Origin of the sequence: Lutibacter holmesii, assembly GCF_042679665.1 — a bacterium.
Lineage (GTDB): Bacteria > Bacteroidota > Bacteroidia > Flavobacteriales > Flavobacteriaceae > Lutibacter > Lutibacter holmesii.
Genome location: NZ_JBHTMV010000002.1, coordinates 338,678 through 364,872, shown reverse-complemented (window position 1 = coordinate 364,872; position 26,195 = coordinate 338,678). Strand labels below are relative to the sequence as shown.

Annotated in this window: 24 protein-coding genes; 12 read left to right on the top strand and 12 right to left on the bottom strand. The window is 30.6% G+C overall.

All coding sequences use genetic code 11. From position 1 onward, the window contains the following. The first annotated feature begins 237 nt into the window (after positions 1 to 237). Positions 238 to 924 carry a (d)CMP kinase gene (gene cmk / locus ACFQ5N_RS02820; protein WP_386807553.1) on the top strand — a complete coding sequence of 229 codons (687 nt, stop codon included), beginning with the start codon at positions 238 to 240 and terminating at the stop codon, positions 922 to 924. 2 nt (positions 925 to 926) lie between these two features. On the opposite strand, the gene ACFQ5N_RS02815 is transcribed toward cmk, so the two are convergent. Continuing rightward, the gene (locus ACFQ5N_RS02815) at positions 927 to 1,559 is read right to left on the bottom strand and encodes a 7-carboxy-7-deazaguanine synthase QueE (protein WP_386807551.1); all 633 of its coding nucleotides are present in this window, start codon (positions 1,557 to 1,559) and stop codon (positions 927 to 929) included. 105 nt (positions 1,560 to 1,664) lie between these two features. Between ACFQ5N_RS02815 and ACFQ5N_RS02810 the strand changes: the two genes are divergently transcribed. Further along, entirely contained in the window at positions 1,665 to 3,179 is a 1,515-nt protein-coding gene (locus ACFQ5N_RS02810) for a helicase HerA-like domain-containing protein (protein WP_386807549.1), read from the top strand. Between the two features lie 71 nt (positions 3,180 to 3,250). Beyond that, positions 3,251 to 3,820 (top strand): hypothetical protein, encoded by a 570-nt coding sequence (locus tag ACFQ5N_RS02805; RefSeq protein ID WP_386807548.1) that lies wholly within the window; start codon positions 3,251 to 3,253, stop codon positions 3,818 to 3,820. 2 nt (positions 3,821 to 3,822) lie between these two features. On the opposite strand, the gene ACFQ5N_RS02800 is transcribed toward ACFQ5N_RS02805, so the two are convergent. Next, entirely contained in the window at positions 3,823 to 5,181 is a 1,359-nt protein-coding gene (locus tag ACFQ5N_RS02800; protein WP_386807546.1) for an MBL fold metallo-hydrolase RNA specificity domain-containing protein, read from the bottom strand. Positions 5,182 to 5,285: 104 nt separating this feature from the next. On the opposite strand from ACFQ5N_RS02800, the gene ACFQ5N_RS02795 reads away from it, so the two are divergent. Then, positions 5,286 to 5,645, top strand: coding sequence for a cupin domain-containing protein (locus ACFQ5N_RS02795; RefSeq protein ID WP_386807545.1), 360 nt, complete (start codon positions 5,286 to 5,288; stop codon positions 5,643 to 5,645). Between the two features lie 48 nt (positions 5,646 to 5,693). On the opposite strand, the gene ACFQ5N_RS02790 is transcribed toward ACFQ5N_RS02795, so the two are convergent. Together ACFQ5N_RS02790 and ffh are read right to left on the bottom strand one after the other, a co-directional pair. Beyond that, a complete protein-coding gene (locus ACFQ5N_RS02790; RefSeq protein ID WP_386807544.1) occupies positions 5,694 to 6,569 on the bottom strand; it encodes a bifunctional 5,10-methylenetetrahydrofolate dehydrogenase/5,10-methenyltetrahydrofolate cyclohydrolase in 876 nt (291 codons plus the stop codon). Between the two features lie 63 nt (positions 6,570 to 6,632). Next, positions 6,633 to 7,964, bottom strand: a complete 1,332-nt coding sequence (gene ffh / locus ACFQ5N_RS02785) for a signal recognition particle protein (RefSeq protein WP_386807542.1) — start codon at positions 7,962 to 7,964, stop codon at positions 6,633 to 6,635. 287 nt (positions 7,965 to 8,251) lie between these two features. Between ffh and ACFQ5N_RS02780 the strand changes: the two genes are divergently transcribed. Next, positions 8,252 to 9,943, top strand: coding sequence for an FAD-dependent oxidoreductase (locus ACFQ5N_RS02780; RefSeq protein WP_386807541.1), 1,692 nt, complete (start codon positions 8,252 to 8,254; stop codon positions 9,941 to 9,943). Positions 9,944 to 10,021: 78 nt separating this feature from the next. Here ACFQ5N_RS02780 and ACFQ5N_RS02775 read toward each other — a convergent pair whose 3' ends face one another. From ACFQ5N_RS02775 to ACFQ5N_RS02765, 3 genes are all read right to left on the bottom strand, one after another. Continuing rightward, positions 10,022 to 11,029 carry a sugar kinase gene (locus tag ACFQ5N_RS02775; protein ID WP_386807540.1) on the bottom strand — a complete coding sequence of 336 codons (1,008 nt, stop codon included), beginning with the start codon at positions 11,027 to 11,029 and terminating at the stop codon, positions 10,022 to 10,024. Between the two features lie 131 nt (positions 11,030 to 11,160). Beyond that, positions 11,161 to 11,646 (bottom strand): peptide-methionine (R)-S-oxide reductase MsrB, encoded by a 486-nt coding sequence (gene msrB, locus ACFQ5N_RS02770; RefSeq protein WP_386807538.1) that lies wholly within the window; start codon positions 11,644 to 11,646, stop codon positions 11,161 to 11,163. A gap of 1 nt (position 11,647) precedes the next feature. Then, entirely contained in the window at positions 11,648 to 12,517 is an 870-nt protein-coding gene (locus ACFQ5N_RS02765; RefSeq protein WP_386807537.1) for an alpha/beta hydrolase, read from the bottom strand. A 75-nt stretch (positions 12,518 to 12,592) separates the two neighbouring features. On the opposite strand from ACFQ5N_RS02765, the gene ACFQ5N_RS02760 reads away from it, so the two are divergent. The 3 genes from ACFQ5N_RS02760 to ACFQ5N_RS02750 are packed head-to-tail and all read left to right on the top strand — an operon-like array spanning position 12,593 to position 15,247. Next, positions 12,593 to 13,414, top strand: coding sequence for a M48 family metallopeptidase (locus ACFQ5N_RS02760; protein ID WP_386807536.1), 822 nt, complete (start codon positions 12,593 to 12,595; stop codon positions 13,412 to 13,414). A gap of 45 nt (positions 13,415 to 13,459) precedes the next feature. Further along, positions 13,460 to 14,776 (top strand): MFS transporter, encoded by a 1,317-nt coding sequence (locus ACFQ5N_RS02755; protein ID WP_386807534.1) that lies wholly within the window; start codon positions 13,460 to 13,462, stop codon positions 14,774 to 14,776. A gap of 48 nt (positions 14,777 to 14,824) precedes the next feature. Next, entirely contained in the window at positions 14,825 to 15,247 is a 423-nt protein-coding gene (locus tag ACFQ5N_RS02750; RefSeq protein ID WP_386807533.1) for a secondary thiamine-phosphate synthase enzyme YjbQ, read from the top strand. Here ACFQ5N_RS02750 and ACFQ5N_RS02745 read toward each other — a convergent pair. From ACFQ5N_RS02745 to ACFQ5N_RS02725, 5 genes are all read right to left on the bottom strand, one after another. Further along, positions 15,244 to 16,875, bottom strand: a complete 1,632-nt coding sequence (locus ACFQ5N_RS02745) for a M1 family metallopeptidase (protein WP_386807532.1) — start codon at positions 16,873 to 16,875, stop codon at positions 15,244 to 15,246. The genes ACFQ5N_RS02750 and ACFQ5N_RS02745 overlap by 4 nt on opposite strands. 93 nt (positions 16,876 to 16,968) lie before the next feature. After that, positions 16,969 to 17,466, bottom strand: a complete 498-nt coding sequence (locus tag ACFQ5N_RS02740; RefSeq protein WP_386807531.1) for a hydrogenase maturation protease — start codon at positions 17,464 to 17,466, stop codon at positions 16,969 to 16,971. After that, positions 17,450 to 18,901: a Ni/Fe hydrogenase subunit alpha gene (locus ACFQ5N_RS02735; protein WP_386807529.1), complete on the bottom strand. Its 1,452-nt coding sequence runs from the start codon at positions 18,899 to 18,901 to the stop codon at positions 17,450 to 17,452. The genes ACFQ5N_RS02740 and ACFQ5N_RS02735 overlap by 17 nt, the downstream gene beginning before the upstream one ends. A gap of 17 nt (positions 18,902 to 18,918) precedes the next feature. Next, complete coding sequence (locus ACFQ5N_RS02730; RefSeq protein WP_386807528.1) at positions 18,919 to 20,181, bottom strand: NADH-quinone oxidoreductase subunit B family protein; 1,263 nt, start codon at positions 20,179 to 20,181, stop codon at positions 18,919 to 18,921. A gap of 19 nt (positions 20,182 to 20,200) precedes the next feature. Continuing rightward, complete coding sequence (locus ACFQ5N_RS02725; RefSeq protein ID WP_386807527.1) at positions 20,201 to 21,922, bottom strand: NAD(P)H-dependent oxidoreductase subunit E; 1,722 nt, start codon at positions 21,920 to 21,922, stop codon at positions 20,201 to 20,203. A gap of 150 nt (positions 21,923 to 22,072) precedes the next feature. Here ACFQ5N_RS02725 and ACFQ5N_RS02720 point away from each other — a divergent pair, with 150 nt between their 5' ends. The 4 genes from ACFQ5N_RS02720 to ACFQ5N_RS02705 all read left to right on the top strand — a co-directional run bounded on the left by ACFQ5N_RS02720 (position 22,073) and on the right by ACFQ5N_RS02705 (position 26,180). Then, on the top strand, positions 22,073 to 22,267 hold the full coding sequence (locus ACFQ5N_RS02720; protein ID WP_386807526.1) for a hypothetical protein: 195 nt from the start codon (positions 22,073 to 22,075) through the stop codon (positions 22,265 to 22,267). 12 nt (positions 22,268 to 22,279) lie between these two features. Beyond that, positions 22,280 to 23,575: an NCS2 family permease gene (locus ACFQ5N_RS02715; protein ID WP_386807525.1), complete on the top strand. Its 1,296-nt coding sequence runs from the start codon at positions 22,280 to 22,282 to the stop codon at positions 23,573 to 23,575. 852 nt (positions 23,576 to 24,427) lie between these two features. Beyond that, complete coding sequence (locus ACFQ5N_RS02710) at positions 24,428 to 25,984, top strand: acyl-CoA carboxylase subunit beta (protein WP_386807524.1); 1,557 nt, start codon at positions 24,428 to 24,430, stop codon at positions 25,982 to 25,984. Positions 25,985 to 25,994: 10 nt separating this feature from the next. Further along, the gene (locus ACFQ5N_RS02705) at positions 25,995 to 26,180 is read left to right on the top strand and encodes a hypothetical protein (RefSeq protein WP_386807523.1); all 186 of its coding nucleotides are present in this window, start codon (positions 25,995 to 25,997) and stop codon (positions 26,178 to 26,180) included. Positions 26,181 to 26,195 lie beyond the last annotated feature (15 nt).

Below are 26,195 nucleotides of genomic sequence, written 5' to 3'. Positions count from 1 at the left end.
AGATGGTACTGCCACTATGGTGGGAGAGTATGTCACCGCCTTTCTTTTGAAAACCTTCAACATTATCGTTGAAGGTTTTTTTTGTCATTAGGTTAAAAAAAACTGCCCGTTTGATCGGAAGTTTTGTATTATATATGAACTTAAATTGTAAAACTTCTGTATTTTTGTTGGGTATAAAATTGGTTTTATTTTACCTTAAAATTCTTAGTTATTTACTAATTTATTTAAATTATCATATTGAAAAAAATTACAATTGCCATTGATGGTTTTTCTTCTACAGGAAAAAGTACTGTTGCCAAACAGTTAGCAAAGAAATTAGCATATGTTTATGTAGACTCTGGTGCAATGTATAGAGCTGTAACTTTGTACGCCATGAAGCAAAACTTTATATCTAATGACTATTTTGATGTTGAAAATTTAATTTTAACTTTAGATACAATTAAGATATCATTTATATATAATGCTAAACTTGGATTTGCTGAAGTTTATTTGAATGATGTGAATGTGGAACATGAAATTAGAACATTACAAGTTTCTCAATTGGTTAGTAAGGTTGCAGAGATTAGTGAAGTACGTAAAAAATTAGTAGAGCAACAGCAACAAATGGGATTGAATAAAGGTGTTGTAATGGACGGTAGAGATATTGGTACTGTTGTTTTTCCAAATGCTGAATTGAAGTTATTTATGAATGCTTCCGCAGAAAAAAGAGCGCAAAGAAGGTATGATGAATTAACTGAGAGAGGTGATATTGTTACTTTTGAAGAGATTTTAAAGAATGTGAAATATAGAGATCACATTGATTCTACAAGAGAAGATTCTCCATTAATAAAAGCAGAAGATGCTGTTGAGTTTGATAATTCAAATTTAACTTTAGAGGAGCAGTTTGAACAAATATATAAGATTGTTGAAACTAAATTAAAATAGAATTACGGAATATTTAAATATTTATGTGTTTGTAGTGAAATTTTCCATTTTGGATTTTTCATTACATAATCAACAATTTTAGGTGTTATTTGTTCTCTTTTACTCCATTCAGGTTGTAAATATAATTCACAATTTTCAGACACTTTACTTGCTTGCTCTTCAGCAAACTTGAAGTCATGATTGTTTGAAATTATGATTTTTAACTCGTGCGCTTTTGTATAAATTCCTTCTAAAGGTAATTTTGTTTTTTTAGGTGATAAACAAATCCAATTCCATTGACCACTTAGTGGATAAGCTCCTGAAGTTTCAATATGAGTTCTAATATTGTTGTTTTGAAGTAAATTAGTGATATAATTTAAACTCCACATTAAAGGTTCACCTCCTGTTATAACTACTGTATTGGCAAACTCTTTAACATTGTTAACAATTGTATTTGTTAGTGTTGGTGGATGTAAGTTTGCATTCCAACTTTCTTTTACATCACACCAATGACAGCCTACATCACAACCTCCAATTCTAATAAAATAAGCTGCTTTTCCTGTATGGTAACCTTCTCCTTGAATGGTATAAAATTGTTCCATTAAAGGAAGCATTTCTCCTTTATTAATTAGTTGTTGTGTTTCTTCATTTATCATGCTGCAAATATAGTGATAACTACCAATAAAGAAATTTTTCAACTTAATTTCTGTACAAATTTTTAAATTGATTTATATATGCTATTTTTATGCAAAATATAGCACATGGACAGAAAGGAAATATTTTTCAATCATATTACTGAAGGTTACAAGACGAAAGGAGATTATTTAACATTTGGATCTGCAATGTTAGATGGTGAAACTATAAAAGATGCTTTTGTAAAGGTTCCTTTAAAAACATTGAATAGACATGGATTGATTGCTGGGGCTACAGGTACGGGTAAAACTAAGTCGTTACAGGTTATGGCAGAAAACCTTTCGGAAAAAGGGATTCCTGTTTTATTGATGGATATCAAAGGAGATTTAAGTGGATTGGCACAGCCAAGTCCTGGTCATGCAAAGATTGATGAAAGACATGAAGCCATTGGTTTACCTTTTGAAAGTAAAAAATTCCCTGTTGAATTATTAACTATTTCAGCACAAAATGGAGTGCGTTTGCGTGCAACTGTTTCAGAGTTTGGCCCGGTGTTACTTTCTCGAATTTTAGATTTAACGGCTACACAGGCAGGTATAGTTTCTATTATGTTTAAGTATTGTGATGATCATAAGTTACCTTTATTAGATTTAAAAGATTTTAGAAAAGTATTGCAATTTGCTACAGCCGAAGGAAAAGAAGAGTTACAAGCAGAATATGGTAGAATTTCATCGGCAAGTACCGGAGCTATTTTAAGAAAGATTATTGAAATTGATCAGCAAGGAGGAGATATCTTTTTTGGAGAACGTTCATTTGATGTACAAGATTTAGTTAGAAAAAATAAAGAAGGTAAAGGTATTATATCAATTTTACGTTTAACCGATATTCAAGACAAACCAAAGCTATTTTCAACATTTATGTTACAATTATTGGCTGAAGTTTACTCGTCGTTTCCAGAACAAGGAGATAGTGGTAAACCTGAATTGGTTATATTTATTGATGAAGCCCACTTAATTTTTGATGAAGCTTCAAAAGCCTTACTTTCTCAAATTGAAAGTATTATAAAGTTGATTCGTTCAAAAGGTATTGGAATATTTTTTGTAACACAAAACCCTAAAGATGTTCCTGAGGATGTGTTGGCGCAGCTAGGTTTAAAAATTCAGCATGCATTACGTGCATTTACTGCAAAAGATAGAAAAGCAATTAAATTGGCTTCAGAAAATTATCCTGATTCTGAATATTATGATGTGGATGAAACATTGACACAGTTGGGAATTGGAGAAGCATTTGTATCTGTATTAAATGAAAAAGGTAGACCAACACCTTTAGCAGCAACAATGATGCGGGCACCAATGAGTAGAATGGATGTGCTTTCAAAATCAGAAATTAAAGAATTAATTGATGATTCTAGATTGTATTATAAGTATGATGAGGCTATTGATAGAGAAAGTGCTTACGAAATATTGAACGAAAAAATTGAAAAAATAAATGAAGAGGAAGCTGTTGAAGCTAAAAAACAAAAAGCTTCAAAAAAAGCAACTTCATCTAAAAGAAGATCAAGTACTAAAATGAATCCTATATTAAAAGTAGTAACAAGTGCTACATTTATAAGAGGTGTTTTGGGTATTTTAAAAAGAGTGATATAAAGTTTTAATTTATTAAATATTTTCTAAATTTAAGCGTTATAAAGATTCATTAAAAAGAGATTAGATTGCCTATGAATGCTATCAAAAAAATTATTTTCCTTTTATTGTTATCATTAATGTTGGTACAATGTTCCAATAAGAATGAATATTTAATAAAAAAGGGAAATGTTGGTTTATTAAATACAAACACAACCATACAAGATTTGCAATTTATTTTTGCAAATGATTCTATTGTGAGTCATTTAGCTGATATAAATGAGAATGAGGAAGACTCTTTTTTTAATGCAAATGATGAGTATGAAATTTTTTCTGAAGATGGACATAAGTTACTTTCTATTGTTCCTGTAGAACAAAATGATTCAACATCAACATTAAAAAGTATACAATTATTTGGTGTAGATTATAGTACTGAAAAAGGGATTAGTTTACAGTCTACTTTTAAAGATATTAATACCAACTATAAAATTAATAAAGTTGAAACTACGTTGAATTCTGCAACGCTTTATATTGATGAATTAAATGCCACAATTGCCATTGATAAAGAAGAGCTTGGAATTAGTAAATTTAGTAGAGAAGAAATTTCTTTAGATCAAATTCCTGATGTTTCTAAAATTAAATATTTTACTATTTGGTTTAACTAGTTTTAATTTAAATAATATACTTCATTCATTTTTGCAACAGTACATTTCCAGTTTAAAGTTGTTTTTAATTTTGTTTTTAAAGCTTGACTTTGGTGTGGTTCTCCATGATTTATAAAAGTTAGTAATGGTGGTGTTTTAAAATGTTGCAGCCAATCTAATAATTCGCTCTGATCTGCGTGTCCTGAAAATTCATTAATTTTAAATACTTCGGCTTTTATTTTGTGGTATTTTCCAAAAAATTTCAATTCAGAATCTCCTGAAAGCAGCGCTCTTCCTCTTGTTCCATCTGCTTGAAATCCAACAATTAAAATACTATTTTTTTGATCTTCAATCATTTTATTTAAATAATGTAGTACTCTACCACCTGTAAGCATACCACTTCCTGCCAATACAATTTTTGGAGATTCATCATTCACAATTGTCCTTGATGCTTGTACTTCACTTATCAACTGAACTGTAGATTGCATATTTTGAATAGTTTGTTCAGAAAGATTATGGTGATTTTTATGAGAATAATAAATATTTGTTGCGTTTACACCCATTGGACTATCTAAATAAATAGGTATTTTAGGTAATTGTTGTTCTTGTTTTAAAACGCTTAAAATGTATATAATTTCTTGCGCTCGTTCAACTGAAAATGTTGGAATAATTAAAGAGCCACCTTTTGAATATGTATGATTGATATATTTTAATAATTTACTTTTTATTGTAGATGTTGGATGCACTCTATTTCCGTAAGTTGATTCTACTACCAAGTAATCGGCGTGTGTAATATACTTGTAAGGATTTAAAATAATTGGATGTTTTCTTCCAATATCTCCCGAGAATACAATAATTTTTTCATTAATTTTTAAAAGTACAAATGCGCTTCCTAAAATATGACCACTGTTTACAAATTTAAATAGAATGTTTTCATCAATAGGGAACCATTTATCAAAATCAAACCCTTTTAATTTTTGAATTGCATCTTTTGCATCTTGAATATTATACAGTGGTTTTGCTGGTTTATGTTTAGTGTAGTGGTATTTATTTGCTCTTTTGGCATCTTCTTCATGAATTTTACCACTGTCTAATAAAATTACTTCGGTTAAATCTCTTGTTGGTTTTGTGCAATAAATAAATCCTTTATAACCATTTTTAACTAATAAAGGTAAATAGCCTGAGTGATCTAAATGTGCATGGGTAAGTATAACACTTGTTAAATTGTTTAAGTCAATTGGTAAAGCCTCCCAATTTTTTTTTCGTAATTCCTTTAGTCCTTGAAAAAGACCACAATCAATCAGAATTTTTTTATAATTTACTTCTATTAAAATTTTTGAACCTGTAACGGTTTCTGCTCCGCCAAAAAAAGTAAGTTTCATCTTAATTATTTTTAATTAAACTGAATGAATTTGGGTGAGAAATCTATACTAATTTACTACTTTTAAAGAGAAGTTTAAAGTAATTTTTGAATTAAAGTTTATTTATGAAAAAATATAAAGTACAAAATTTACCGTTTATTGTTCCTACAAATGATGGTAAATTAATTGAAGAGCATTTTGGTTTGGCTAGTATAAAATCAGAGTTAAGTATAGCACATATGGTTGCACCTGCAAAATGGAGTGAACCTTTTCAAACTCCAGAGTTTGATGAATATACGTATATAATTAAAGGTAAAAAACAATTTGTGATTGAAGGAGATACTATAATTTTAGAAGCAGGACAATCTATTAAAATTGAAAAAGGAGCAAGAATTCAATATTCAAATCCGTTTGATGAACCTTGCGAATATTTGGCCATTTGTTTACCTGCATTTTCAATGGACTTAGTTAATAGAGAAGCATAAAAAAAGCATCTAATTTATTAGATGCTTTTTAATACTATTTTTACCTAATTAGCCCTTTCTTTCACAAGCTAATAGTGTGTTTTTCATAAGCATTGCAATTGTCATTGGTCCAACACCACCAGGAACAGGAGTAATAAATGCTGATTTAGGCGCTACGCTATCAAAATGCACATCTCCAGCTAAACGATATCCTCTTTTTTTAGAAGCATCGTCAACTCTAGTAATTCCAACATCAATAATGGTTGCACCATCTTTTACCATATCTCCTGTTAAAAATTCAGGAATACCTAAAGCGGCAACAATTATATCAGCTTGTAATGTTAATTCTTTTAAGTTTTTTGTTCTACTATGTGCAACTGTTACAGTAGCATCACCAGCAGGTCTTTTTTGGCTCATTAAAATACTCATTGGACGACCAACTATATGACTTCTACCAATAACAACAACATGTTGACCAGAAGTTTGAACCTTGTAACGTTCTAATAATTCTAATATTCCAAATGGAGTAGCTGGTAAAAATGAAGGTAAATCTAAAGTCATACGTCCAACATTTGTTGGGTGAAAACCGTCAACATCTTTATCAGGGTTTACTGCCATTAAAACCTTTTGCTCATCAATATGTTTTGGTAATGGTAATTGAACAATAAAACCATCAATATCAATATTATTATTTAGTTGTTCAATTTCTTGTAATAATGTTTCTTCAGAAGTTTCTTCAGGAAGATCAATTAATGTAGAGTTAAAACCTACCAATTCACAAGCTTTAACTTTGGCATTTACATAGGTCATACTTGCACCATCAGTTCCTACTAATATAGCAGCTAAATGAGGTGTTTTTTTTCCTTTTGATTTTATTTCTTTAACAGCTTCAGCAATTTCAAGTTTTAAATCTGCTGAAGTTTTTTTACCATCTAGTAATATCATAAGTTAATAGTTTATAGTATAAAAAAAAGGCAAACCAAAAGGTTTACCTTGAATTTGGAATTATTATTTCCCCATTCCTTTCATCATTTGCATCATTTGTCTGCTGCCTCCACCTTGCATCATTTTCATCATTTTACTCATTTGAGTAAATTGTTTCAACAATTGATTTACTTCTTGTATGCTAGTTCCAGATCCTTTTGCAATTCTCTTTTTTCTACTTGCATTTATGGTTCTTGGTTCAGATCGTTCCCCTGGTGTCATAGAGTGTATCATTGCTTCAATACCTTTAAAAGCATCGTCATCAATATCTACATCTTTCATCATTTTTCCTGCTCCAGGAATCATTCCCATTAAATCCTTCATATTACCCATTTTCTTAATTTGCTGAATTTGCTTCAGGAAATCATCGAAACCAAATTGGTTTTTGGCAATTTTCTTTTGAATTTTACGAGCTTCTTCTTCATCGTATTGTTCTTGAGCTCTTTCAACTAAAGAAACAACATCTCCCATTCCTAAAATTCTATCAGCCATACGGTTTGGATGGAAAACATCAATTGCTTCCATTTTTTCACCTGTACCAATAAATTTAATAGGTTTGTCAACTACAGATTTGATAGATAAAGCGGCTCCACCACGAGTATCACCATCTAATTTTGTAAGAACAACACCGTCAAAATTTAAAATATCATTAAAGGCTTTTGCAGTGTTTACCGCATCTTGCCCTGTCATAGAATCTACAACAAATAATGTTTCTTGCGGATTTATAGCTTTATGAATGTTTGATATTTCAGTCATCATAGCTTCATCAACAGCTAAACGACCTGCGGTATCAATAATCACTACATTTTTACCATTTTCATTTGCATGTTTAATGGCGTTTTGTGAAATTTCAACAGGATTTTGGTTTCCAACTTCGGCATATACATCAACACCAATTTGTTCACCAACAACTTGTAACTGGTTTATGGCAGCTGGTCTATATACATCACAACCAACTAATAAAACGTTTTTATTTTTTTTAGTTTTTAAGTAATTGGCAAGTTTACCTGAAAAAGTTGTTTTACCAGAACCTTGCAAACCACTCATTAAAATAACTGTTGGATTTCCTGAAAGATTTATTCCAACAGTTTCACCACCCATTAATTCAGTAAGTTCATCCTTTACAATTTTCACCATTAATTGCCCAGGATTTAAAGATGTTAAAACATCTTGTCCTAGCGCTTTTTCTTTAACAGTATTTGTAAAGGTTTTAGCAATTTTAAAATTTACATCGGCATTTAAAAGTGCTCTACGTACTTCTTTTAAAGTTTCGGCAACATTTACTTCTGTAATTTTACCATGTCCCTTTAATACGTGGAGGGCTTTATCTAATTTATCACTTAAATTATTAAACATATTCTAACTTCAATTTTGAGAAATGCAAATATAATAAAAATGGATAAGAATCTATTTTTATGATCATCATTTTATCACATCATATTAATATTATTTTCTTTTGTTTAAATAGGGTGTTTTAACTATAATTTTATGAGTAATTAATGGTTTTATTGAAAGTATTTTATGTGCTTATAAACTACTTTTATATAAGATACGTAACAAAAATTACGCAAACGAAATAGTGACAATAATCACGCTCTAATTTAAATATTTGTCTAAAATTTGCAGAAATATTAGTACGACATATGAAAAAAATAATAGTAATAGGAGGTCTTTCAGCAGGACCATCAGCAGCAGCAAAAGCTAGAAGAGAAGATGAACAAGCAGAAATAATTTTGTTTGAAAAGGGAGCAAATATTAGTTATGCAACCTGTGGAATGCCTTACGCTTTTTCTGGAGTTATAGAAGATAGAAGTAATTTAATTGTTGTAAAACCTGAATTGCTTCAAAATAGATTTAATATTGATGTTCGTTTAAACGAAGAAATTATTAAAATTGATGCAGCTAATAAAGTTGTATATTCAAAAAAAGGAGATTATGAATATGACACTTTAGTTTTTGCAACAGGTGCACGTTCTATTGTACCTCCAATTAAAAATATTGAAAAAGCAACAAATTGGTCTACTTGTAGATCTATGGTAGATTTTGATAAAATTACAGAAGAAGGTTTAGCTTCAAACTCTAAACATATTACTGTTATTGGAGCAGGGTTAATTGGAATTGAAGTTGCAGAGAATTTAGCTGAAGCAGGAAAACAAGTTACTTTAATTGAAGGTGATAGCCAAGTCTTAAATATGTGGCAACCTAAATTTGGAAAGTTTGCTGAAGAAGTTTTAAAAGAAAAAGGTATTGAAGTAATTACAGGCGGATTAGTTTCAGAATTTGAGCTTGATAATGAATGGAAAATTGCCAATGTAAAAATAAAAGATGGTAAAACGGTAAAAACTGATTTTGTTATTTTAAGTGTTGGAATTAAACCAAATACTGATTTATTAATTGTAAATGGTGCAGATCATATTCCTAACGGTGCGTTAAAAGTAAATGAGCGTATGGAAACTTCAATTAGTGATATTTTTGCAGCTGGAGATAATGTAGCTATTAAGAATTTACAAACTAATGAATATGATTATTTTCCTTTAGGAACACATTCAAATAAAGCTGGTAGAGCGGCAGGTTCAAATTCAGTTGGAGGAAATATTCAATTTAAAGGCGCTTATAAAACGGCCATAATTAAAGTTTTTGATTATACATTGGCTAGAACAGGTTTAAACCCGAAAGCACTTGATACGTTAAAGATTCCTTATAAAACAGTATTAACCATTGCCGGATCTACACCAGGATATTATCCAGGTCAAAAAGATTTAATTACTGAGATTTATTATAATTCTGAAACTGAAGAGATTTTAGGAGCTGAGTTGTTTGGTGAAGTTGGAGTAGACAAAAGAATTGATGTTTTGAGTACTGCTATTTATGCAAAATTAAAAATAACAGATTTAGCGCAGTTAGATTTAGCCTATGCACCACCATTTTCTCCTGCAAAAGATCCTGTTGTAGTTACAAGTTTTGTAACTGAAAACATTTTAAATTCAAAAAGTGAACAAATTTCAGTAGAAGCACTTGAAACTATTTTTACTGAAAATAAAATGTCAGACTATTTGTTGATAGACTCTCGTACAACTGCTGAATATGAAAAAGGAACCATTCCAGGAGCTGTAAATTATCCGTTAGATGGTTTAAGAGCACACGTTGATTTTATTAAAGGTCAAGAAAAACCAGTAATTATTTTCTGTCAAAAAGGATTAAGAGGTTATTTAGCTGAATTAATATTACGTCATAATAATATTAAAAATATAGTAAATGTAGCAGGTGGCTTTAAATTATGGAATATGTTTAGTGAAAAGGTAATTATTCCTGAGCCAGTTTTTGTAGAAAAATAAAAAGAATATTGTTTGTTTTTAAAAGCATCTTTTACCTAACACAATTGTAGGTATTAGATGCTTTTTAATTATAATGTGTTATCTGTTGAAACGACCAGAAGTATTTCCATCTAAAATACCTAGCACTTCATCAACCGATGCGTAATTAACATCTCCTTCATAGGTGTGTTTTAATGCACTGGCAGCAGCTCCAAATTCCATTGCTTTAAAATCATCAAAATTTTGATGTAATCCATAAATTAAACCTGCAGCATAAGCATCTCCCGTACCAATTCTATCAACAATATGTGTAATATCTAAATCTTTAGTTTCTCTAAATTCAACACCGTTCCACATTCTTGAGCGTATTTTATGCCAAGAAGCATTTACAGCAGTTCTAATTTTATCAAACACTTTTTTAATGGTTGGAAATTCCTTCATTAATAATTTACTGGCTTTAATAAAGTCTTCTTCAGAATAACTAAAATTAGTACCTAAAACTTCGTTTATTTCATTTACACCACCAATAAAAATGGTTGAGTAGCTTAATAAATCTCTTAAAATTTCTTTTGGATCTCCATCATATTTCCACAAGTTACTTCTGTATGTAGGGTCGGCAGAAATTTCCATTCCTCTTTTTTGAGCAAGAATTAAACCTTCTTTCAATGTTTCATAACCTCCTTTACAAAGTGCAGGTGTAATTCCTGTCCAATGAAACCAAACACCTTTTCTTAAAGACTTTTCCCAATCTACCATTTCTGGTTTAATTTCTGAAAAAGAAGAATGTGATCTGTTGTAAGAAATAGAACTAGGGCGCATTACGGCTCCAACTTCTAAGAAGTAAACACCTAAAGGTCTTTTAGATCTCACAATTGCTGAAGTACTAACATCAAATTTACGTAAATACGAAATGGCAGTATCTCCAATAAAATCATCTGAAATACAAGAAATATGTTTTACGTCACCTCCAAAATTGGCTATAGAAATACCAACATTTAATTCGGTTCCACCAAAATAAAATTCTAATAAGTTTGCTTGCATAAACTTTTTGTTTCCTTCTGGTGATAAACGCATTAAAACTTCTCCAAAGGTGATAATTTGATTCATAATGTTTTGTTTAGATTGGGGTAAAAATAATGATAAAAAAACAATGAGGTAATTTTATCCTGTAAAAAATACGAAAATTGAAGTTTTAGTTGAAAAAGGTGTTATTATTTTGTGATTTTTATGTAAACGACTTATTCCTTTTCAGTTTTTACAAATTTTATAGATGTAGTATTAACGCAATAACGCTCTCCAGTTGTTTCTTTAGGTCCATCATTAAATAAATGACCTAGGTGTCCGCCACAACTTGCACAAATAATTTCTGTTCTAATCATTCCATGACTTTTGTCTAATACATAGTCAACAGTACCATCAATAGCATCATCAAATGAAGGCCAACCACAATGAGATTCAAATTTACTATTAGATTCAAAAAGTTGTAAATTACATGCTGCGCAGTGGTAAGTTCCTTTTTCAAAATGAGCTGTATAGCCTTCTTGGCTAGGTCGGTCAGTTCCTTTTTCTCTTAAAATAAAATATTGCTGTGGTGTTAATGTTGCTTTCCATTCAGCATCTGTTTTTGTAACTTTTTTAACCATAGTTTCTGTTGTTGATTTTTGCGAATAACTAATTGTATTGAAAAGAGGTAATAAAAATATAAGTACTAGTATTTTTTTCATGTTATTTGGGTTGCTTTATAAATGTAATAATTTCGTTTATAACAAGGTTGTCATTTAAAATACGTTTGTGGCCTAAACCATTTGTAATTAAAAGTTCACCTTGCTCTAAGTTTTGTCGAATAGGATAAGCGCAACTTACAGGAACTTCTTTATCTTCAGAATCGTGGATAACAAGTGTAGGAATTTTTACATCTTTGGCAGCAATACTACCTGAGTAATCGTCAATATATTCATTGAAAGTTTTATAAAAATGAAGTTTAATTTTTTCAACAAATTTTAATTTCAATTCAAGTTTTTCCACAAATATGGTAATAATATCAGTAATTATATCTCCAGCACCAATTACAATTGCTTTTTTTACGTTTAAACCTTGTTTTACACTATTTAATACAGACATACCTCCTAAAGAGTGACCAATAACAACTTCAAATGGTCCCATTTCTTTTTCTAAAAACTTTGAAACAGCCATAAACTCAGTCATCATAGTTGTTTTACCTTTACTTTTTCCATGTGCAGGAGCATCAAAACTAACAGTCATAAAATCATTTTCTAACAATTGGTCTGCAATAGAAACTAATTGTGTTCCTCTGCCAGACCATCCGTGTACAAGTAAGGCTTTTTTTGTTGCGTTTCCATATGTGTAAACCATTACTTCTAGTTGTAATTCAGGAATAAAAACAAGTTTTGAAATTGCCTTTTTAGCCATTTCTTTCTCAATTTCAGGAGTTTTATATTTAATTGGAGTTTTAAATAATTTTACAGCAAAATTGGTAGTTAATTTGGTAGAAAAAAACTGTAAAATTTTACCAGTAATTAAAATTAGTTTTGGAACTTTTGGTATATTGTTGTTTACAACAGTTTTGGTATTCATAACTTGTTTAAAGATTTTGGAGCAAAGATAGAATTTGTAATTTTACAAATAATAGAAATTTAACAAAAACTAAAAATGAAAAAAATAATCTCATTAATTCTTGTTTTTATAAGTATAATTGCTTGTAGTACGGTTCCTATAACGGGAAGGCAAAGAATAAATATTGTTAGTGATAGTGAAATTTTACCAGCAAGTTTTGCACAATATGAAGGGTTTTTGAAAGAGAATAAAGTTTCATCAGATGCAGAAATGACAAATGTGATTCAAACAGTAGGAATGAATATTTCAAGAGCTGTAGATCAATTTATGCGGGCAAATGGTATGGTTAATGAAGCTAATAGTTATAGATGGGAATTTAATTTAATTGATGACAGTACTGTAAACGCTTGGTGTATGCCTGGCGGAAAAGTTGTTTTTTATACCGGAATTTTACCAGTTTGTGCAAATACAGATGGAATTGCAGCTGTTATGGGACACGAAGTTGCACACGCATTTGCTAAACACGGACAAGAAAGAATGACAACAGCTTATGGTCAACAATTAGGAGGTATTGCGGTTGCTTTAGGAACAGCTGGACAAAATACAGAGTCTCAAATTTTATGGAATACTATTTATGGTGTAGGGTCACAAGTTGGAATGTTAGCATATAGTAGAACTCATGAAACTGAAGCAGATAAACTTGGAATGGTTTTTATGATTATGGCCGGCTACAACCCTGAAGAAGCCATTCAAGTTTGGGTTAGAATGAGTGAAAAAGGCGGAAGTTCACAACCTGAATTTTTAAGTACGCATCCATCAAATGAAACTAGAATTCAAAATTTACGAGCATATTTACCAACTGCCATTGCCTATGCAAATAAATTTAATGCTCAAAATGAAGTAGATTCTAAAAATTAAGTAACTTGTTGCGCGTTCTTCTTAAAAGAACAGTTTTGTTTTTACATGATGAAATTAAAAAAAGGTGACAAGAAATTAATAAATGCTTGGGCATTTTATGATTGGGCAAATTCAGTATATTCTTTGGTTATTAGTACCGCTGTTTTTCCAATTTATTATAGTGGTATTACAGAGGCTTTTGCCAACATTGAAGGGAAAATTACTTTTTTAGGAACTCAATGGAATCCTACAACTTTATACAATTACACCTTGGCATTGGCGTTTTTAATTGTTGCTTTTATTTCACCAATATTATCTGGAATTGCTGATTATACTGGGAATAAATTAAAATTTTTAAAAGGGTTTTGTTTATTAGGATCTGTATCAGTTATGAGTTTATTCTTTTTTGAAGGAGAAAGCACACTTTGGGTTGGAATTGTATTTACCATTTTAGCAAGTATTGGTTTTTGGGGAAGTATTGTTTTTTACAATGCATATTTGCCTGAAATTGCTTTTCCAGAACAACAAGATAAAGTGAGTGCAAAAGGATTTATGTTAGGGTACATTGGCTCTATTTTATTGTTGTTGTTTAGTTTGGTAATGGTAAATAAACCCGAATTATTTGGTATTCCTAATGCGGCGTTTGCTTCTCGTTTAACCTTTGTTTTAGTTGGTATTTGGTGGTTTGGTTTTGCCCAAATAACCTATAGAAGGTTGCCAAATAATGTGTATAACAGAAAACCAGCAAAAGATTTTATTTGGAAAGGATTACAAGAATTAAAGGTTGTTTTAACAGAATTAAAAGAAGATGTTTCTTTAAAATATTTTTTAGTTTCGTTTTTTATGTTTAGCGTTGGTGTGCAAACTATTATTTTAATGGCAGGTATTTTTGGAAGTCAAGAATTAGGATTGCCAACAATAAACTTAATAGTTGTAATACTTTTAGTACAATTTGTAGGGATTATTGGAGCCTTTTTATTCTCTAGACTGTCAAGTAAATTTGGGAACTTATTAGCCTTAAAATTAACAATTTTTATTTGGGCGCTAGTTTGTTTCATTGCTTTTTTATTAGATAAATCTCAAGAAAGTGTGAATGTTTACTTTTATGGTTTAGGAGCTTTAATAGGTTTAGTTATGGGAGCTATTCAATCTCTTTCTCGATCAACTTATTCCAAATTGTTACCAAAAACAAAAGATCACGCTACTTATTTTAGTTTTTATGATGTTACTGAAAAAATAGCCATTGTTTTTGGAATGTTGGTGTTTGGTTTTTTAATTTCAGTAACAGGCTCTATGCAATGGAGCGTATTATTTTTAGCAATATTTTTTATAATATCATTTGTATTATTAATGTTTGTAAAAAAGACAAAGTATGTAAATTAGAAGTTAAATATTTGAATAAAGTTACTAGCTTAAACTAAAAAATTAGAGATGAAGTTTTATCAAAAAGAGATTCAGTTACGCCCTTTAAAAAGAGGATTTCATTTAATTACTGAAGAATTGATTCATGAATTTCCAGAATTGAAAAATATACAAATTGGTCAATTACTGGTTTTTATAAAACACTCATCGGCTAGTTTAACTATTAATGAAAATGCAGATCCAACGGTGAGGACAGATTTTGAATCTCACTTTAATAAAATGGTTCCTGAAAATGCTCCTTATTATTTGCATACTTATGAAGGACCTGATGATATGCCTGCGCATATAAAAACTTCTTTATTAGGAAATTCAGTTACAATTCCTATTACAAAAGGGCGCTTAAATTTAGGAACTTGGCAAGGGATTTATGTTTGCGAGCATAGAGATTACGGAGGTTCACGAAAACTTGTCTTAACTGCTTTTGGAAATTAATTTACCTCAAGATATTCCACGTAAAAATTTTTATCAACTTTAAATTTCTTTAAGGTTGAATTTAGTTTTATTTGTTTCCATTCATTTGTTGGAGAAATCCATTTTTCTTCAGAATTTAGAAGCACTTTTATTGGCATATTAAAATTGGCCACTACATTATTCCATCTATATTCAATTTGATTTTTTGTTTTTTGAACTTCCAGCGTAGGAATTCTAATATCTCTTAAATATTGATTGAAAAAGGCTGATAAATCTAAATTTAATTGTGTACTTATATATGTTTCTATTTGTTTGGTTGTAACTGTTTGATGATAAAAATCTGTATTTAAACCTCTTAAAAGCTGTCTCCATTTGTCATCATTATTAACTATTTGTCTTAAAGTATGCAGCATATTTGCTCCTTTATAATACATATCACCAGAACCAGCTTCATTTACATTGTAAATACCAATAATAGGTTTGTCATTTCTAACACTTTTTCTAGTTCCAATTACATATTCATTACAAGCATCAATTCCATAGTGATAGTTTAAAAATAAAGATTCTGAATACGCTGTAAAACTTTCATGAATCCACATATCTGCAATATCTTTATAGGTAATGTTGTTCGCAAACCATTCGTGACCCGATTCATGAATAATAATAAAGTCAAATTTTAATCCCCAACCTGTTTCACTTATGTCTGTACCTAAATAACCATTTCTAAATTTATTTCCATAGGTAACAGAGCTTTGGTGTTCCATACCTAAATAAGGAACTTGAACTAATTTATAACTATCAGCATAAAAAGGGTAAGGGCCAAACCAATACTCAAAAGCTTCCAACATTTTTGGCACCTGTTTAAATTGCTTTTTTGCTTTTTCTAAATCACTACTTAGCACATAATAATCACAATCTAAGTTTCCTAATTCACCTTTAAATTCTTCTGAAAAATGAACATAGTCACCAATATTCATATTTACGCCATAATTATTTATAGGATTGTTAACAAACCAATGAAATGTTTTTGTACTATTTTTATTGGTAATAACCTTTGTTAATCTTCCGTTAGAAATAGCTGTTAATTTTTCTGGAACAGTTATGTAAATGTCCATACTTTCAGGCTCGTCATACATATGGTCTTTGCAAGGCCACCAAATGCTAGCTCCAATTCCTTGGCAAGAAGTAGCTATAAAATCAATATTGTTTTCATCTTTACCCCAAGTAAGTCCTCCGTCCCAAGGTGCATTTTTAGCTTCAATAGGATTTCCTTCATAATAAACAATAATTTCATTTTTATCGCCAACTAGTTGTGCTTTCTCAAGTTTTACGAAATAAGCATCACCAATGTTTTCAACAAATAATTCTTTATTGTCTTGCGTAACTTTTGTAATGTTTAATGGATATTGAAGGTCAACTTGCATAGTTTGCAGCGGACTTAAAACGGTATATTTTATACTGTTTTTTCCTGAAATAAATTTATTTTCTGGTTGCACCTGAATATCTAACGTATAGTGGTTTAAATTCCACCAAGCTCTTTCTTCTGTGATTGATCCTCTTAAAGTATCTTGACGTGTAAACGTTTTATGTTGTCCAATAATTGAAGTGGCTATTAAAAATAATAGCATACTTAAATAAATTTTTTTCATACAAATATTTTATTGGCTAAATATAGGTTTATTTTGAATGTTGCAAAAGTTAGGTTTCTTTTTTTTATAGAAAGATCGTGTTCTATGTTAGGTTTAGGTTGTGTTAGCTTTAAATTTATTTGTGTTAGCTGTATTATCAATTATTTTAGATAAAAATTCAGACATAAAATAATGATAAGCTTGTTGTAAATTTAATTGTGCTTGTTTTGATAATTCTATTTTAAAATCCCATTGGTAACCATCAATTTTTAGAACAAATGCTGTTGGTTTTTTGTTATAAATAGCTGAACTCAAATTTAAAATTTGGCTAGGAGGGACTTCGTGTGTTGAAAATAATACGTGTTCAGCAGGTTCAATTTGTTCTAATGAAAAACCTTCTTTTGTATGTTCTTTTGAAGCATCAACAAATACTACTGTTTTATATGCAGAAATAATTTCGGCATCTTCAACCATCAATTGATATTTATACAATAAATCTTTTGGGTTAAAATTGGCCTCTTGTAATTTATCTAAGAAATACCAACCAAGTCCATCATCTTGTCTTGTGTTATTTCCAATTCCTATAATTAAGGTGTTATCTAATTCTTTCATCAATTAATTTTCCGTATTTATCTTCTAGTTGAACAATTAAAGGCATTTTTCCCAATGCGTGTGTAGCGCAACTTAAGCAAGGATCATAAGCTCTAATGGCAATTTCAATTTGATTTAGCATAGGTTCTGTAATTTCAGGTTTTTCACTTAAAACTGCGTTTGCTACTGACCGTACACCACGATTCATAGCTTCGTTGTTGTGGGTGGTTGAAACAATTAAATTACATTTTGTTATTAAACCTTTAGAATTTGTATGGTATTCGTGAATTAATGTGCCTCTTGGAGCTTCAATTATACCAATTCCTTTATTTCTTGGAGTTCCTTTTCTAACCAAATCATCACCCATTATTTCCTCGTCTAACAAAAGTTCTTTCATAAGTTCTGCACAATGTAGCATTTCAATTAAACGTGCCCAATGTGTATGCATAGTCATATTATTAGGCTTGTTGTTGGTGTAATTTTTAAATATGATTCGTTCAGCTTCAGCAAGTGGAGTTGTGATATGTGAACAAGTATTTAAACGCGCTAATGGACCAACTCTATTCCAACCTTGTTCTCGTCCATATTTTGTCATATATGGAAACTTTAAATACGACCAAGGTTCTACCGCTTCTTTAAAATGAGAACGATATTCGGTATCAGCAATATTTAGGATTTCTTTTCCTTCGGAATTTACAGATCGAAGTCTTCCGTTATACAATTCTAAGGCACCATTTTCCTGATCAACCAAGCCTAAATGATTGGAAGGATAGGCTGCAAAATTATCAATCCATTCAGCATTTTTAGTATGATATGTTTTTATAAAGTCTATTATTTCTTTAGACCATGCTATCATAGTATCAATGTTCGGAATTTGTTTTCCGTCTAAAAAATACGCACGTTCTTCTTTGGTGAATGTTTTGTAAACTCCACCAGGAACTGCTAAAATTCCATGTATTTTTTTCCCTGCTAATGCTTTTATAATTTCCTGACCAAATTTTCGCATTAAAATTCCTTTTTTTGCAAGCTCTTTATTTTCAGTAGCTACAGCTACAATATTTCTTTTCTCAGCAGGAGCATCAATTCCAAATAAAATATCAGGCGAAGCCAAGTAGAAAAAGTGTAAGGAATGCGACTGAAAAACTTGTCCGTAATGTAATAGTCTACGAAGTTTTGTAGCTGTTGGCGATAAATTTTCAGGATCTATACCTACCAATTGATCTATGGCTTTTGCAGCAGCTAAGTGATGGCTAACCGGACAAATTCCGCACAAACGTTGCACTAAAACAGGTGCTTCCCAATACGGATGTCCTTGAATAAATTTTTCAAAACCTCTAAACTCTACAATGTGCAAAAAGGCGTCTTCAACTTTGCCATTTTCATTTAATTTAATGGTTACTTTACCGTGACCTTCAACTCGTGTAACAGGTTCTATAATTATTTTTTTCGTATTCATGACGGCTAGTTTATTAGTTAGTCATATTTAAAATCTGCAAAAGCAATGGAATATTCTTCTTCAAATAACACGTGTTTTAATACGCTCCAAATATGGTTGGCGCTAGGCGGACAACCTGGAATATGGTAATCAATTTTAACCACATCGTGGTTTGCGTATACTTTGTTTAAAATTTTTGGAATGTCTTGGTGATTTGGAATTGTTGTTGCGCCTTCTTCACTTGTCATGGAATTTAAATAGGCTTCATTTAAACAAGCTTCAAGCGGAATCGTATTTCTCATTGCAGGTAAACCTCCCCAAACAGCACATTCACCAACTGATATTAAAATATCACAATTTTTTCTAAACTCGCGTAAAACTTCAATATTTTCGGTATTGCAGCAACCACCTTCAATTAAGCCAATATCACAACGCTTGTTAAATTTTTTAATATCAGTTAAAGGAGATTTATGAATTTCAACCAATTCAACCATATCTAAAATATCTAAATCTATATCTAATAAAGACATATGACAACCAAAGCAACCAGCTAATGATGTTGTTGCAATACGTTTTTTAGTACCATTTGTAGGTTGTTTTTTAAGTTTGTTTGCCGAGATATTTTTAAGTCCTAATTTGTTATCATAAGCTCTATCTCCAAAAGGCTTGCTAAATGTTTTTCCTTTTACCAAAATGGCACCTGTTGGGCAAATTTCCATGGCGTGGTTAGCTTGTGCTGCTGAAAGTTTTGCTTCTTGCTCATAATCTATTGCTACGCGTGTTTTATTTCCTCTGTTTATTAATTGAAATACTTTGTAACCATCCTTTGTTTTAACTTCTTCAATACAACGTTGGCATTTAATGCATCTATTTTGATTTACAACTATACGTTCTGGACGGGCATCAACAATTTTATCTTCAAATAAATGAGGAAAACGAGCGTAGCGTATACCTGTTTCATAGGCTAAATTTTGCATATCACAATCGCCACTTTTTTCACAAGAAGGGCAAAAGTGGTTTCCTTCAACAAACATCATTTCTAAAATAGCTTTTCTAGCATCTATTAATTCAGGCGTTTGAACTTCAATATCCATTCCTTCAGCAACTTTAACTATGCAACCAGCAACAGATTTACCGTTGTTTTTTACCGTGCAAACTCTGCAGCTTCCCAAAGGATTTAGGTGCTTAAAATGGCATAAAGTTGGAATAATTATTCCGTTTTGTTTGGCTGCTTCAATAAGGTTTTGGCCGTTTTTAGCAGTACAATTTCTTCCGTCTATTTTAAATGTTATTGTTTCCATAGTTCATAAGCTTAAACTATTACTGTGTGTTTTTGATTAATTCATCATAATCAGAAACAGCTTGCTCCATATCAAATGCTACCTTACAATCATTATTGCAGGTTGTTACTTTTAAGTTGAAATAATCATCAAACTTATCAATGGCCATACTAAATGTTTTTCCTGAAAACTGACCCAATCCACAACGGCTTGTTAACTTCATGATTTGTGCCCATTGTTGTACATCTTTTAAATCGTTGGAAGTGCAAATGCCTTGTTTTATTTTCTTTATTTTTTCAAATAAAATTTGATTTCCAGCTCTACAAGGTGTACAATTTCCGCAGGATTCATTTTTAAAGAATTGAATGAAATTTTCTATTATTTGTAATATGCTTCGGGATCTATTAAATATCATGACAGAACCACCACAAGCCAAATCTTCTTGAGAGAATTTACGGTTGAATTCTGTTTCATTAATACATTCACCTGAAGGTCCACTAATTTGAACGTAATAAGGAGCGGTTGCTTGGCAAAGTTCTAAAAGTTCTTGTACGCTAGTTCCCCATTCAATTTCGTAAATGCCAGGTTTTGCAACATCTCCAGATACACTTAATAATTTAGTTCCCTTACTTTGCAAAGTGCCAATTTTAGAAATAAAATCACTTTCTAATTCAATAATTCTTGCTGCCATTGCAAAAGTTTCAACATTGTTTACAATGGTAGATTTGTTGTTGTATCCAATATCGGTTGGAAAACTATTTCTAATTCTTGGCTCGCCACGCTTACCTTCTAAAGATTCTATTAAAGCGGTTTCAGCACCACAAACATATGCACCAGCACCCAATTGAATCTCAATGTCAAAATTAAAATTTGGTATGTTTAAAATAGTTTCTCCAAGGAGATGCTGTTCTCTAAATTCAGCTAATGTGTCTTTTAATTTGTTTAGTAAATATTGATATTCGGCTCTTAAATAAATAAATCCTTTTTGAGCGCCGCTAGCATATGCTGAAATAATCATACCTTCAATAATTAATCCGGGTAAATTATTTATTAGCGCCTTGTCTTTAAAAGTTCCAGGTTCACCTTCATCGGCATTGCAAATAATGTATTTTAATTTACTTGTATTGTTTTTGCAATACGTCCATTTTTCAGCAACAGGAAAAAACGCACCACCACGTCCATTGAGCTGAGCTTTTGAAATAATTTCTAACACTTCGCTATTGTGAAGATATTTTAGGTTGTTTATTGCTTTTCCTGTTTCATAATCTCTAAAAAAAATGGTTTTTTCTTCAGTAGGAGTGTATTGAATTTTACTTTTAGAATTGTTGGCTAATGTTGCCACTGCAATTCCATTTTTTAAATCTTTTATAATTGAGACAACCTTTTTTGGTGTTAAATTGGTAAAAGGATAAAAGTTAATGAGTGCTGCCGGTTCTTGATCACTTAAACCAATACAAGAAGTTTCAAAAAGAGAAAACAAAGAATTTTTACTATACTCATTAAAAGTACATCCTGTTTCTTTTTCAAATGCAGCTTTCACTTCATGAAAACCTTTAAATTCTGAAATAATACTATTGTTGAGGTAAATAATGTATTTTCCAGTTGCTTGTCTGTGAAAGAAGTGGTAAAAAGAGACAACTCCTTCAATTTCAATTTTGGAAACCCTTAGCTTTTGGGCAATTTCTGAAATGGCAACGTCAGGGATATAACCATACTTATTTTGAAACTCCCAAAGGCGGGTTAAGAGCCTTGACTGTTTCATAAGATATTAGTATTTATAGTATAAAAATACGGTATAAAATATTGAAATTCAACTATTTTATGATTTAAATTGAACTTTTTTGTGCAAATAAAATATTTTATATTTAGTTGTATTTATGAATTTTTAGCGGCTTGTTTAAAGGTGTTTTCAATGATTTTCATTATAAAACTTATCAACAATTTAAAAAATAGAAGACATGAATCGCTTAATCATGTTACTTTAACTTTTGAAATGTTTAAACCTGATAAGTACGAAAATACATTTACTTTTACAGATTTTGATTTTAACGCGAATGAAGGTACAAGTAAAGGAAATTACCAAGTGACTATTAAATGGACCATATAATTAAAAATAAAGATGTTAGATAAATATTTTAAAATCACCGAAAACAAATCAACCCTAAGAACCGAGATAATTGCCGGCATCACTACGTTTATGACTATGGTGTATATTTTAGCTGTAAATCCAAGTGTTTTAAGTGCTGCAGGAATGGACAAGGATGCAGTTTTTACAGCAACAGCCTTATCTGCAGTTATTGCAACATTAGTTATGGCTTTAGTAGCTAAATTACCATTTGCATTGGCGCCAGGAATGGGTTTAAATGCCTTTTTTGCATTTACAGTAGTTTTAGGAATGGGCTATTCTTGGGAATTTGCATTAACAGCAGTGTTTTTAGAAGGAATAGTGTTTTTATTACTAACAGCGTTTAATGTACGTGAGTTAATTGTAAACTCAATTCCACTAAATTTAAAACATGCGGTTTCAGTTGGTATTGGTTTGTTTATTGCTTTTATAGGGTTGAAAGGAACAGGATTAATAGTTGATAACCCAGCAACATTAGTTAGTTTAGGTGATATGAAAAATCCAGCAGTATGGGTTGGTTTAGCAGGAGTTGTTATTATTGGTGTTTTATTAGTGAAACAGGTAAAAGGTGCCATTTTAATAGGGATTTTAGCTTCTACAATTATTGGGTTAATTGTTGGCGTAACCGTAATTCCTGAAGGATTTACACTTGTTAGTTTACCACCATCTATTGAGCCTATATTTTTCAAATTCGATTTTTCTCAAGTATTTACTATAGATATGCTAATTGTATTATTTACGTTTTTGTTTGTAGATATGTTTGATACTGTAGGAACTTTAGTTGGAGTGTCTTCAAAATCAGGAATGTTAGATAAACAAGGAAGAGTACCAAGAGTAAAACAAGCTTTATTTGCAGATTCTATAGGTACTTTTGTTGGAGCGTTTTTAGGAACATCAACCGTAACTACTTATGTTGAAAGTGCTGCCGGTGTTGCTGAAGGAGGAAAAACTGGTATGACAGCTTTAACAGTTGCTGTTTTGTTTGCGTTGTCATTATTTTTTGCACCGTTGTTTATGATTATTCCAGCAGCTGCAACAGCACCTGCATTAATTATAGTTGGATTAATGATGATTACGCCAATTACAAAAGTAGATTTGAATGATTTTACTGAAGCTATTCCTGCATTTTTTACTATTATTATGATGCCTTTAACTTATAGTATTGCTGAAGGAATTGTATTTGGTATGCTATCTTATGTATTGTTAAAATTATTGACAGGAAGGTTTAAAGAAATAAAACCAATTATGTATGTGATTGCAGTACTATTTATTATAAAGTTTATGATGTAAATTATAAGATTTGTTAAAAATAAAAGCCTTTTTGAAATATTCAAAAAGGCTTTTTAAGTTAGAGTAGTGTCATTTGTAATTTTCTTTTATTAGACTTGTTTGGAAATATCCAGTTCAATAAAATAACTACTATTGAAGTTAAACAAATTTAGGTGAATGAAAAATCACCATATTTTTTAATTTTTTAAAAGTTATCTTAAAAAGAAAAAAACCTAGATTAGATCTTTAAAAAGACTTTTAATCTCCATTTTTCAGAAGAATTATTGCTAAAAAAGAACATTTTTGCATAAAAAAGAGGTGAATTTATGTTAATTTAAGTTTTTTTTCAAAAAAAAATATTTTTTTTTTGAAGAGGTTTTATCTCTAAAATTTATACTCAAATTTGTGAAAATACCCCAAAAAAGACGTGTAATTTTTACATGCTTCGAAAACGTTTTAAATGGCAGTTTTTAATTTTTTGTTTGCTTCGAAAACGTTTTATTAAAAAGCACTTTTTTTTAAAAAATCAATGATTTTTGAGTCAAATTTTACCTCATTTTTCACCCAATTTTTGATGAATTTTATCGTTTTGAGGAAAAAACACGGATAAAAATAATATTTAGTATATTTCCAGTAAATTGAAGTTTTTGTTAAGGATTATTTAATAAAAACTTTAAAAACCTTGTTTTTGTTATTAAAAATTGATTATTTTTTGATCTAATAAAAACGGTTGAAATATTGTTCTCGTAAAAAGTATGATACTTATCAGTTTTCTAACAGTTAGTGATTGTTATATTTGTTACAGTCAAGTAGATAAAAAAAAAGTTAGTCAATATCTAGCTAAAAAATAAAATTAAAACAATAGAAATAAATATGAAAGTTGTTGAAAAAATAGATCTGTTAAAAGCCAAAAGAGAGCAAGTTGTTCAAATGGGTGGAGAAGCAAGAATTGAAAAGCAACACGCAAAGAATAAATTATCGGCGCGTGAGCGTTTAGATCTTTTATTTGATGAAAATACTTTTCATGAAATAGATGCTTTTGCAAAACATAGGTCTACCAATTTTGGAATGGAAAAAGTTGATGTAGTATCTGATGGAGTTATTGTTGGATATGGTTTGGTGAATGGAAGATCTGTATTTGCTTTTTCACAAGATTTCACTTCAAGAGGTGGTTCTTTAGGGCAAATTCATGCAGCAAAAATTTGTAAAGTAATGGATTTGGCTATGAAAGCTGGAGCGCCTATTGTTGGATTAAATGATTCTGGTGGTGCAAGAGTTGAAGAAGGAGTTGACGCTTTAAAAGGTTATGGAGATATTTTCTTTAAAAATTCAAGAGCTTCAGGTGTAATTCCTCAAATTTCTGCAATTATGGGACCTTGTGCTGGTGGAGCTGTATATTCTCCTGCAATAACTGATTTTGTTTTTATGGTTAAAAAAACAAGTCACATGTTTATTACAAGTCCTTATGTTATTAAAACGGTTACTGGAGAAGAAACTACGTTTGAAGAATTAGGAGGAGCAATGGTTCACAATTCAAAAAGTGGAAACTCTCATTTTGCTTGTGAAAGTGATGAAGATTGTATTGAACAAATAAGAGATTTAATAGATTATTTACCAAATAATAATATGGAGACTGCTCCAGCATTAGAAATGGGTGATGATCCAAGAAGATCTTGTGATATGTTAGATACTTTTATACCAGACGATTCTAAAATGTCTTATGATATGAAAGAAATCATTGAGGAAGTTTTAGATGGTGGCGATTTTTATGAAGTTCACGAACATTTTGCAGAAAATGCAATTGTTGGTTTTGGAAGATTAAATAATAGATCTGTTGGTATAGTTGCAAATCAACCAATGATTTTAGCAGGTTGTTTAAATATAGATGCTTCAGATAAAATTAGTAGATTTATTAGAACCTGTGATGCTTTTAATATTCCACTAATAACATTTGTTGATGTACCAGGTTATTTACCAGGAGTTGAACAAGAATTAAGTGGTATTATTAGACACGGAGCAAAATTATTATATGCCTATTCTGAAGCTACAGTTCCTAAATTTACAGTAGTATGTAGAAAAGATTATGGTGGTGCTTATGTTGCCATGAGTTCAAGCCACTTAGGTGCAGATATGGTATTTGCTTGGCCAACTTCAGAAATTGCAGTAATGGGAGCAAAGGGAGCAGTTGAGGTTATTTCAACTTATAGAAAAGAAATTAGTACTGCTGAAGATAAATTAGCTAAAACTCAAGAGAAAATTGATGAGTACGAAAAAGCTTTTAGTGTGCCTTATTTAGCCGCTGAAAGAGGATATATTGATGAGGTAATTTTACCAAGTGAAACAAGAGAAAGATTGATTATGGCATTAGAAACAATGTCATCTAAGTCTGAAATGTTACCTCCAAAAAAACACGGAAACATTCCACTTTAATTTTTATATTATGACACAGACAGAAAAAAAGAGAAGAGCAGCAGTAGTCGCGGTTAGCGCTTACACTCAAATGGAAACTAAACCGGATAAAGCGCCACACGATACTTGGCAAAAAAGAGGAATAAGTAGAATTATTAGAGATAGACAAATGGTACAAAGCAGGGTAAAAACACCTGGAGTGAACCCTTTTCTTTAAAAATATTAAAATATT

Excerpts from the sequence above, each read along its gene's own strand:
- ACFQ5N_RS02790 (WP_386807544.1), bottom strand. The coding sequence starts at position 6,569 with ATGATATTACTAGATGGTAAAAAAACTTCAGCAGATTTAAAACTTGAA.
- ACFQ5N_RS02710 (WP_386807524.1), top strand. The coding sequence starts at position 24,428 with ATGAAAGTTGTTGAAAAAATAGATCTGTTAAAAGCCAAAAGAGAGCAA.
- ACFQ5N_RS02725 (WP_386807527.1), bottom strand. The coding sequence starts at position 21,922 with ATGAAACAGTCAAGGCTCTTAACCCGCCTTTGGGAGTTTCAAAATAAG.
- ACFQ5N_RS02720 (WP_386807526.1), top strand. The coding sequence starts at position 22,073 with ATGATTTTCATTATAAAACTTATCAACAATTTAAAAAATAGAAGACAT.
- ACFQ5N_RS02755 (WP_386807534.1), top strand. The coding sequence starts at position 13,460 with ATGATGAAATTAAAAAAAGGTGACAAGAAATTAATAAATGCTTGGGCA.
- ACFQ5N_RS02705 (WP_386807523.1), top strand. The coding sequence starts at position 25,995 with ATGACACAGACAGAAAAAAAGAGAAGAGCAGCAGTAGTCGCGGTTAGC.
- ACFQ5N_RS02760 (WP_386807536.1), top strand. The coding sequence starts at position 12,593 with ATGAAAAAAATAATCTCATTAATTCTTGTTTTTATAAGTATAATTGCT.
- ffh (WP_386807542.1), bottom strand. The coding sequence starts at position 7,964 with ATGTTTAATAATTTAAGTGATAAATTAGATAAAGCCCTCCACGTATTA.
- ACFQ5N_RS02750 (WP_386807533.1), top strand. The coding sequence starts at position 14,825 with ATGAAGTTTTATCAAAAAGAGATTCAGTTACGCCCTTTAAAAAGAGGA.
- ACFQ5N_RS02715 (WP_386807525.1), top strand. The coding sequence starts at position 22,280 with ATGTTAGATAAATATTTTAAAATCACCGAAAACAAATCAACCCTAAGA.
- ACFQ5N_RS02800 (WP_386807546.1), bottom strand. The coding sequence starts at position 5,181 with ATGAAACTTACTTTTTTTGGCGGAGCAGAAACCGTTACAGGTTCAAAA.
- ACFQ5N_RS02775 (WP_386807540.1), bottom strand. The coding sequence starts at position 11,029 with ATGAATCAAATTATCACCTTTGGAGAAGTTTTAATGCGTTTATCACCA.
- ACFQ5N_RS02745 (WP_386807532.1), bottom strand. The coding sequence starts at position 16,875 with ATGAAAAAAATTTATTTAAGTATGCTATTATTTTTAATAGCCACTTCA.
- ACFQ5N_RS02730 (WP_386807528.1), bottom strand. The coding sequence starts at position 20,181 with ATGGAAACAATAACATTTAAAATAGACGGAAGAAATTGTACTGCTAAA.
- ACFQ5N_RS02780 (WP_386807541.1), top strand. The coding sequence starts at position 8,252 with ATGAAAAAAATAATAGTAATAGGAGGTCTTTCAGCAGGACCATCAGCA.
- ACFQ5N_RS02740 (WP_386807531.1), bottom strand. The coding sequence starts at position 17,466 with ATGAAAGAATTAGATAACACCTTAATTATAGGAATTGGAAATAACACA.
- ACFQ5N_RS02765 (WP_386807537.1), bottom strand. The coding sequence starts at position 12,517 with ATGAATACCAAAACTGTTGTAAACAACAATATACCAAAAGTTCCAAAA.
- ACFQ5N_RS02795 (WP_386807545.1), top strand. The coding sequence starts at position 5,286 with ATGAAAAAATATAAAGTACAAAATTTACCGTTTATTGTTCCTACAAAT.
- ACFQ5N_RS02735 (WP_386807529.1), bottom strand. The coding sequence starts at position 18,901 with ATGAATACGAAAAAAATAATTATAGAACCTGTTACACGAGTTGAAGGT.
- ACFQ5N_RS02805 (WP_386807548.1), top strand. The coding sequence starts at position 3,251 with ATGAATGCTATCAAAAAAATTATTTTCCTTTTATTGTTATCATTAATG.
- ACFQ5N_RS02815 (WP_386807551.1), bottom strand. The coding sequence starts at position 1,559 with ATGATAAATGAAGAAACACAACAACTAATTAATAAAGGAGAAATGCTT.
- msrB (WP_386807538.1), bottom strand. The coding sequence starts at position 11,646 with ATGAAAAAAATACTAGTACTTATATTTTTATTACCTCTTTTCAATACA.
- ACFQ5N_RS02810 (WP_386807549.1), top strand. The coding sequence starts at position 1,665 with ATGGACAGAAAGGAAATATTTTTCAATCATATTACTGAAGGTTACAAG.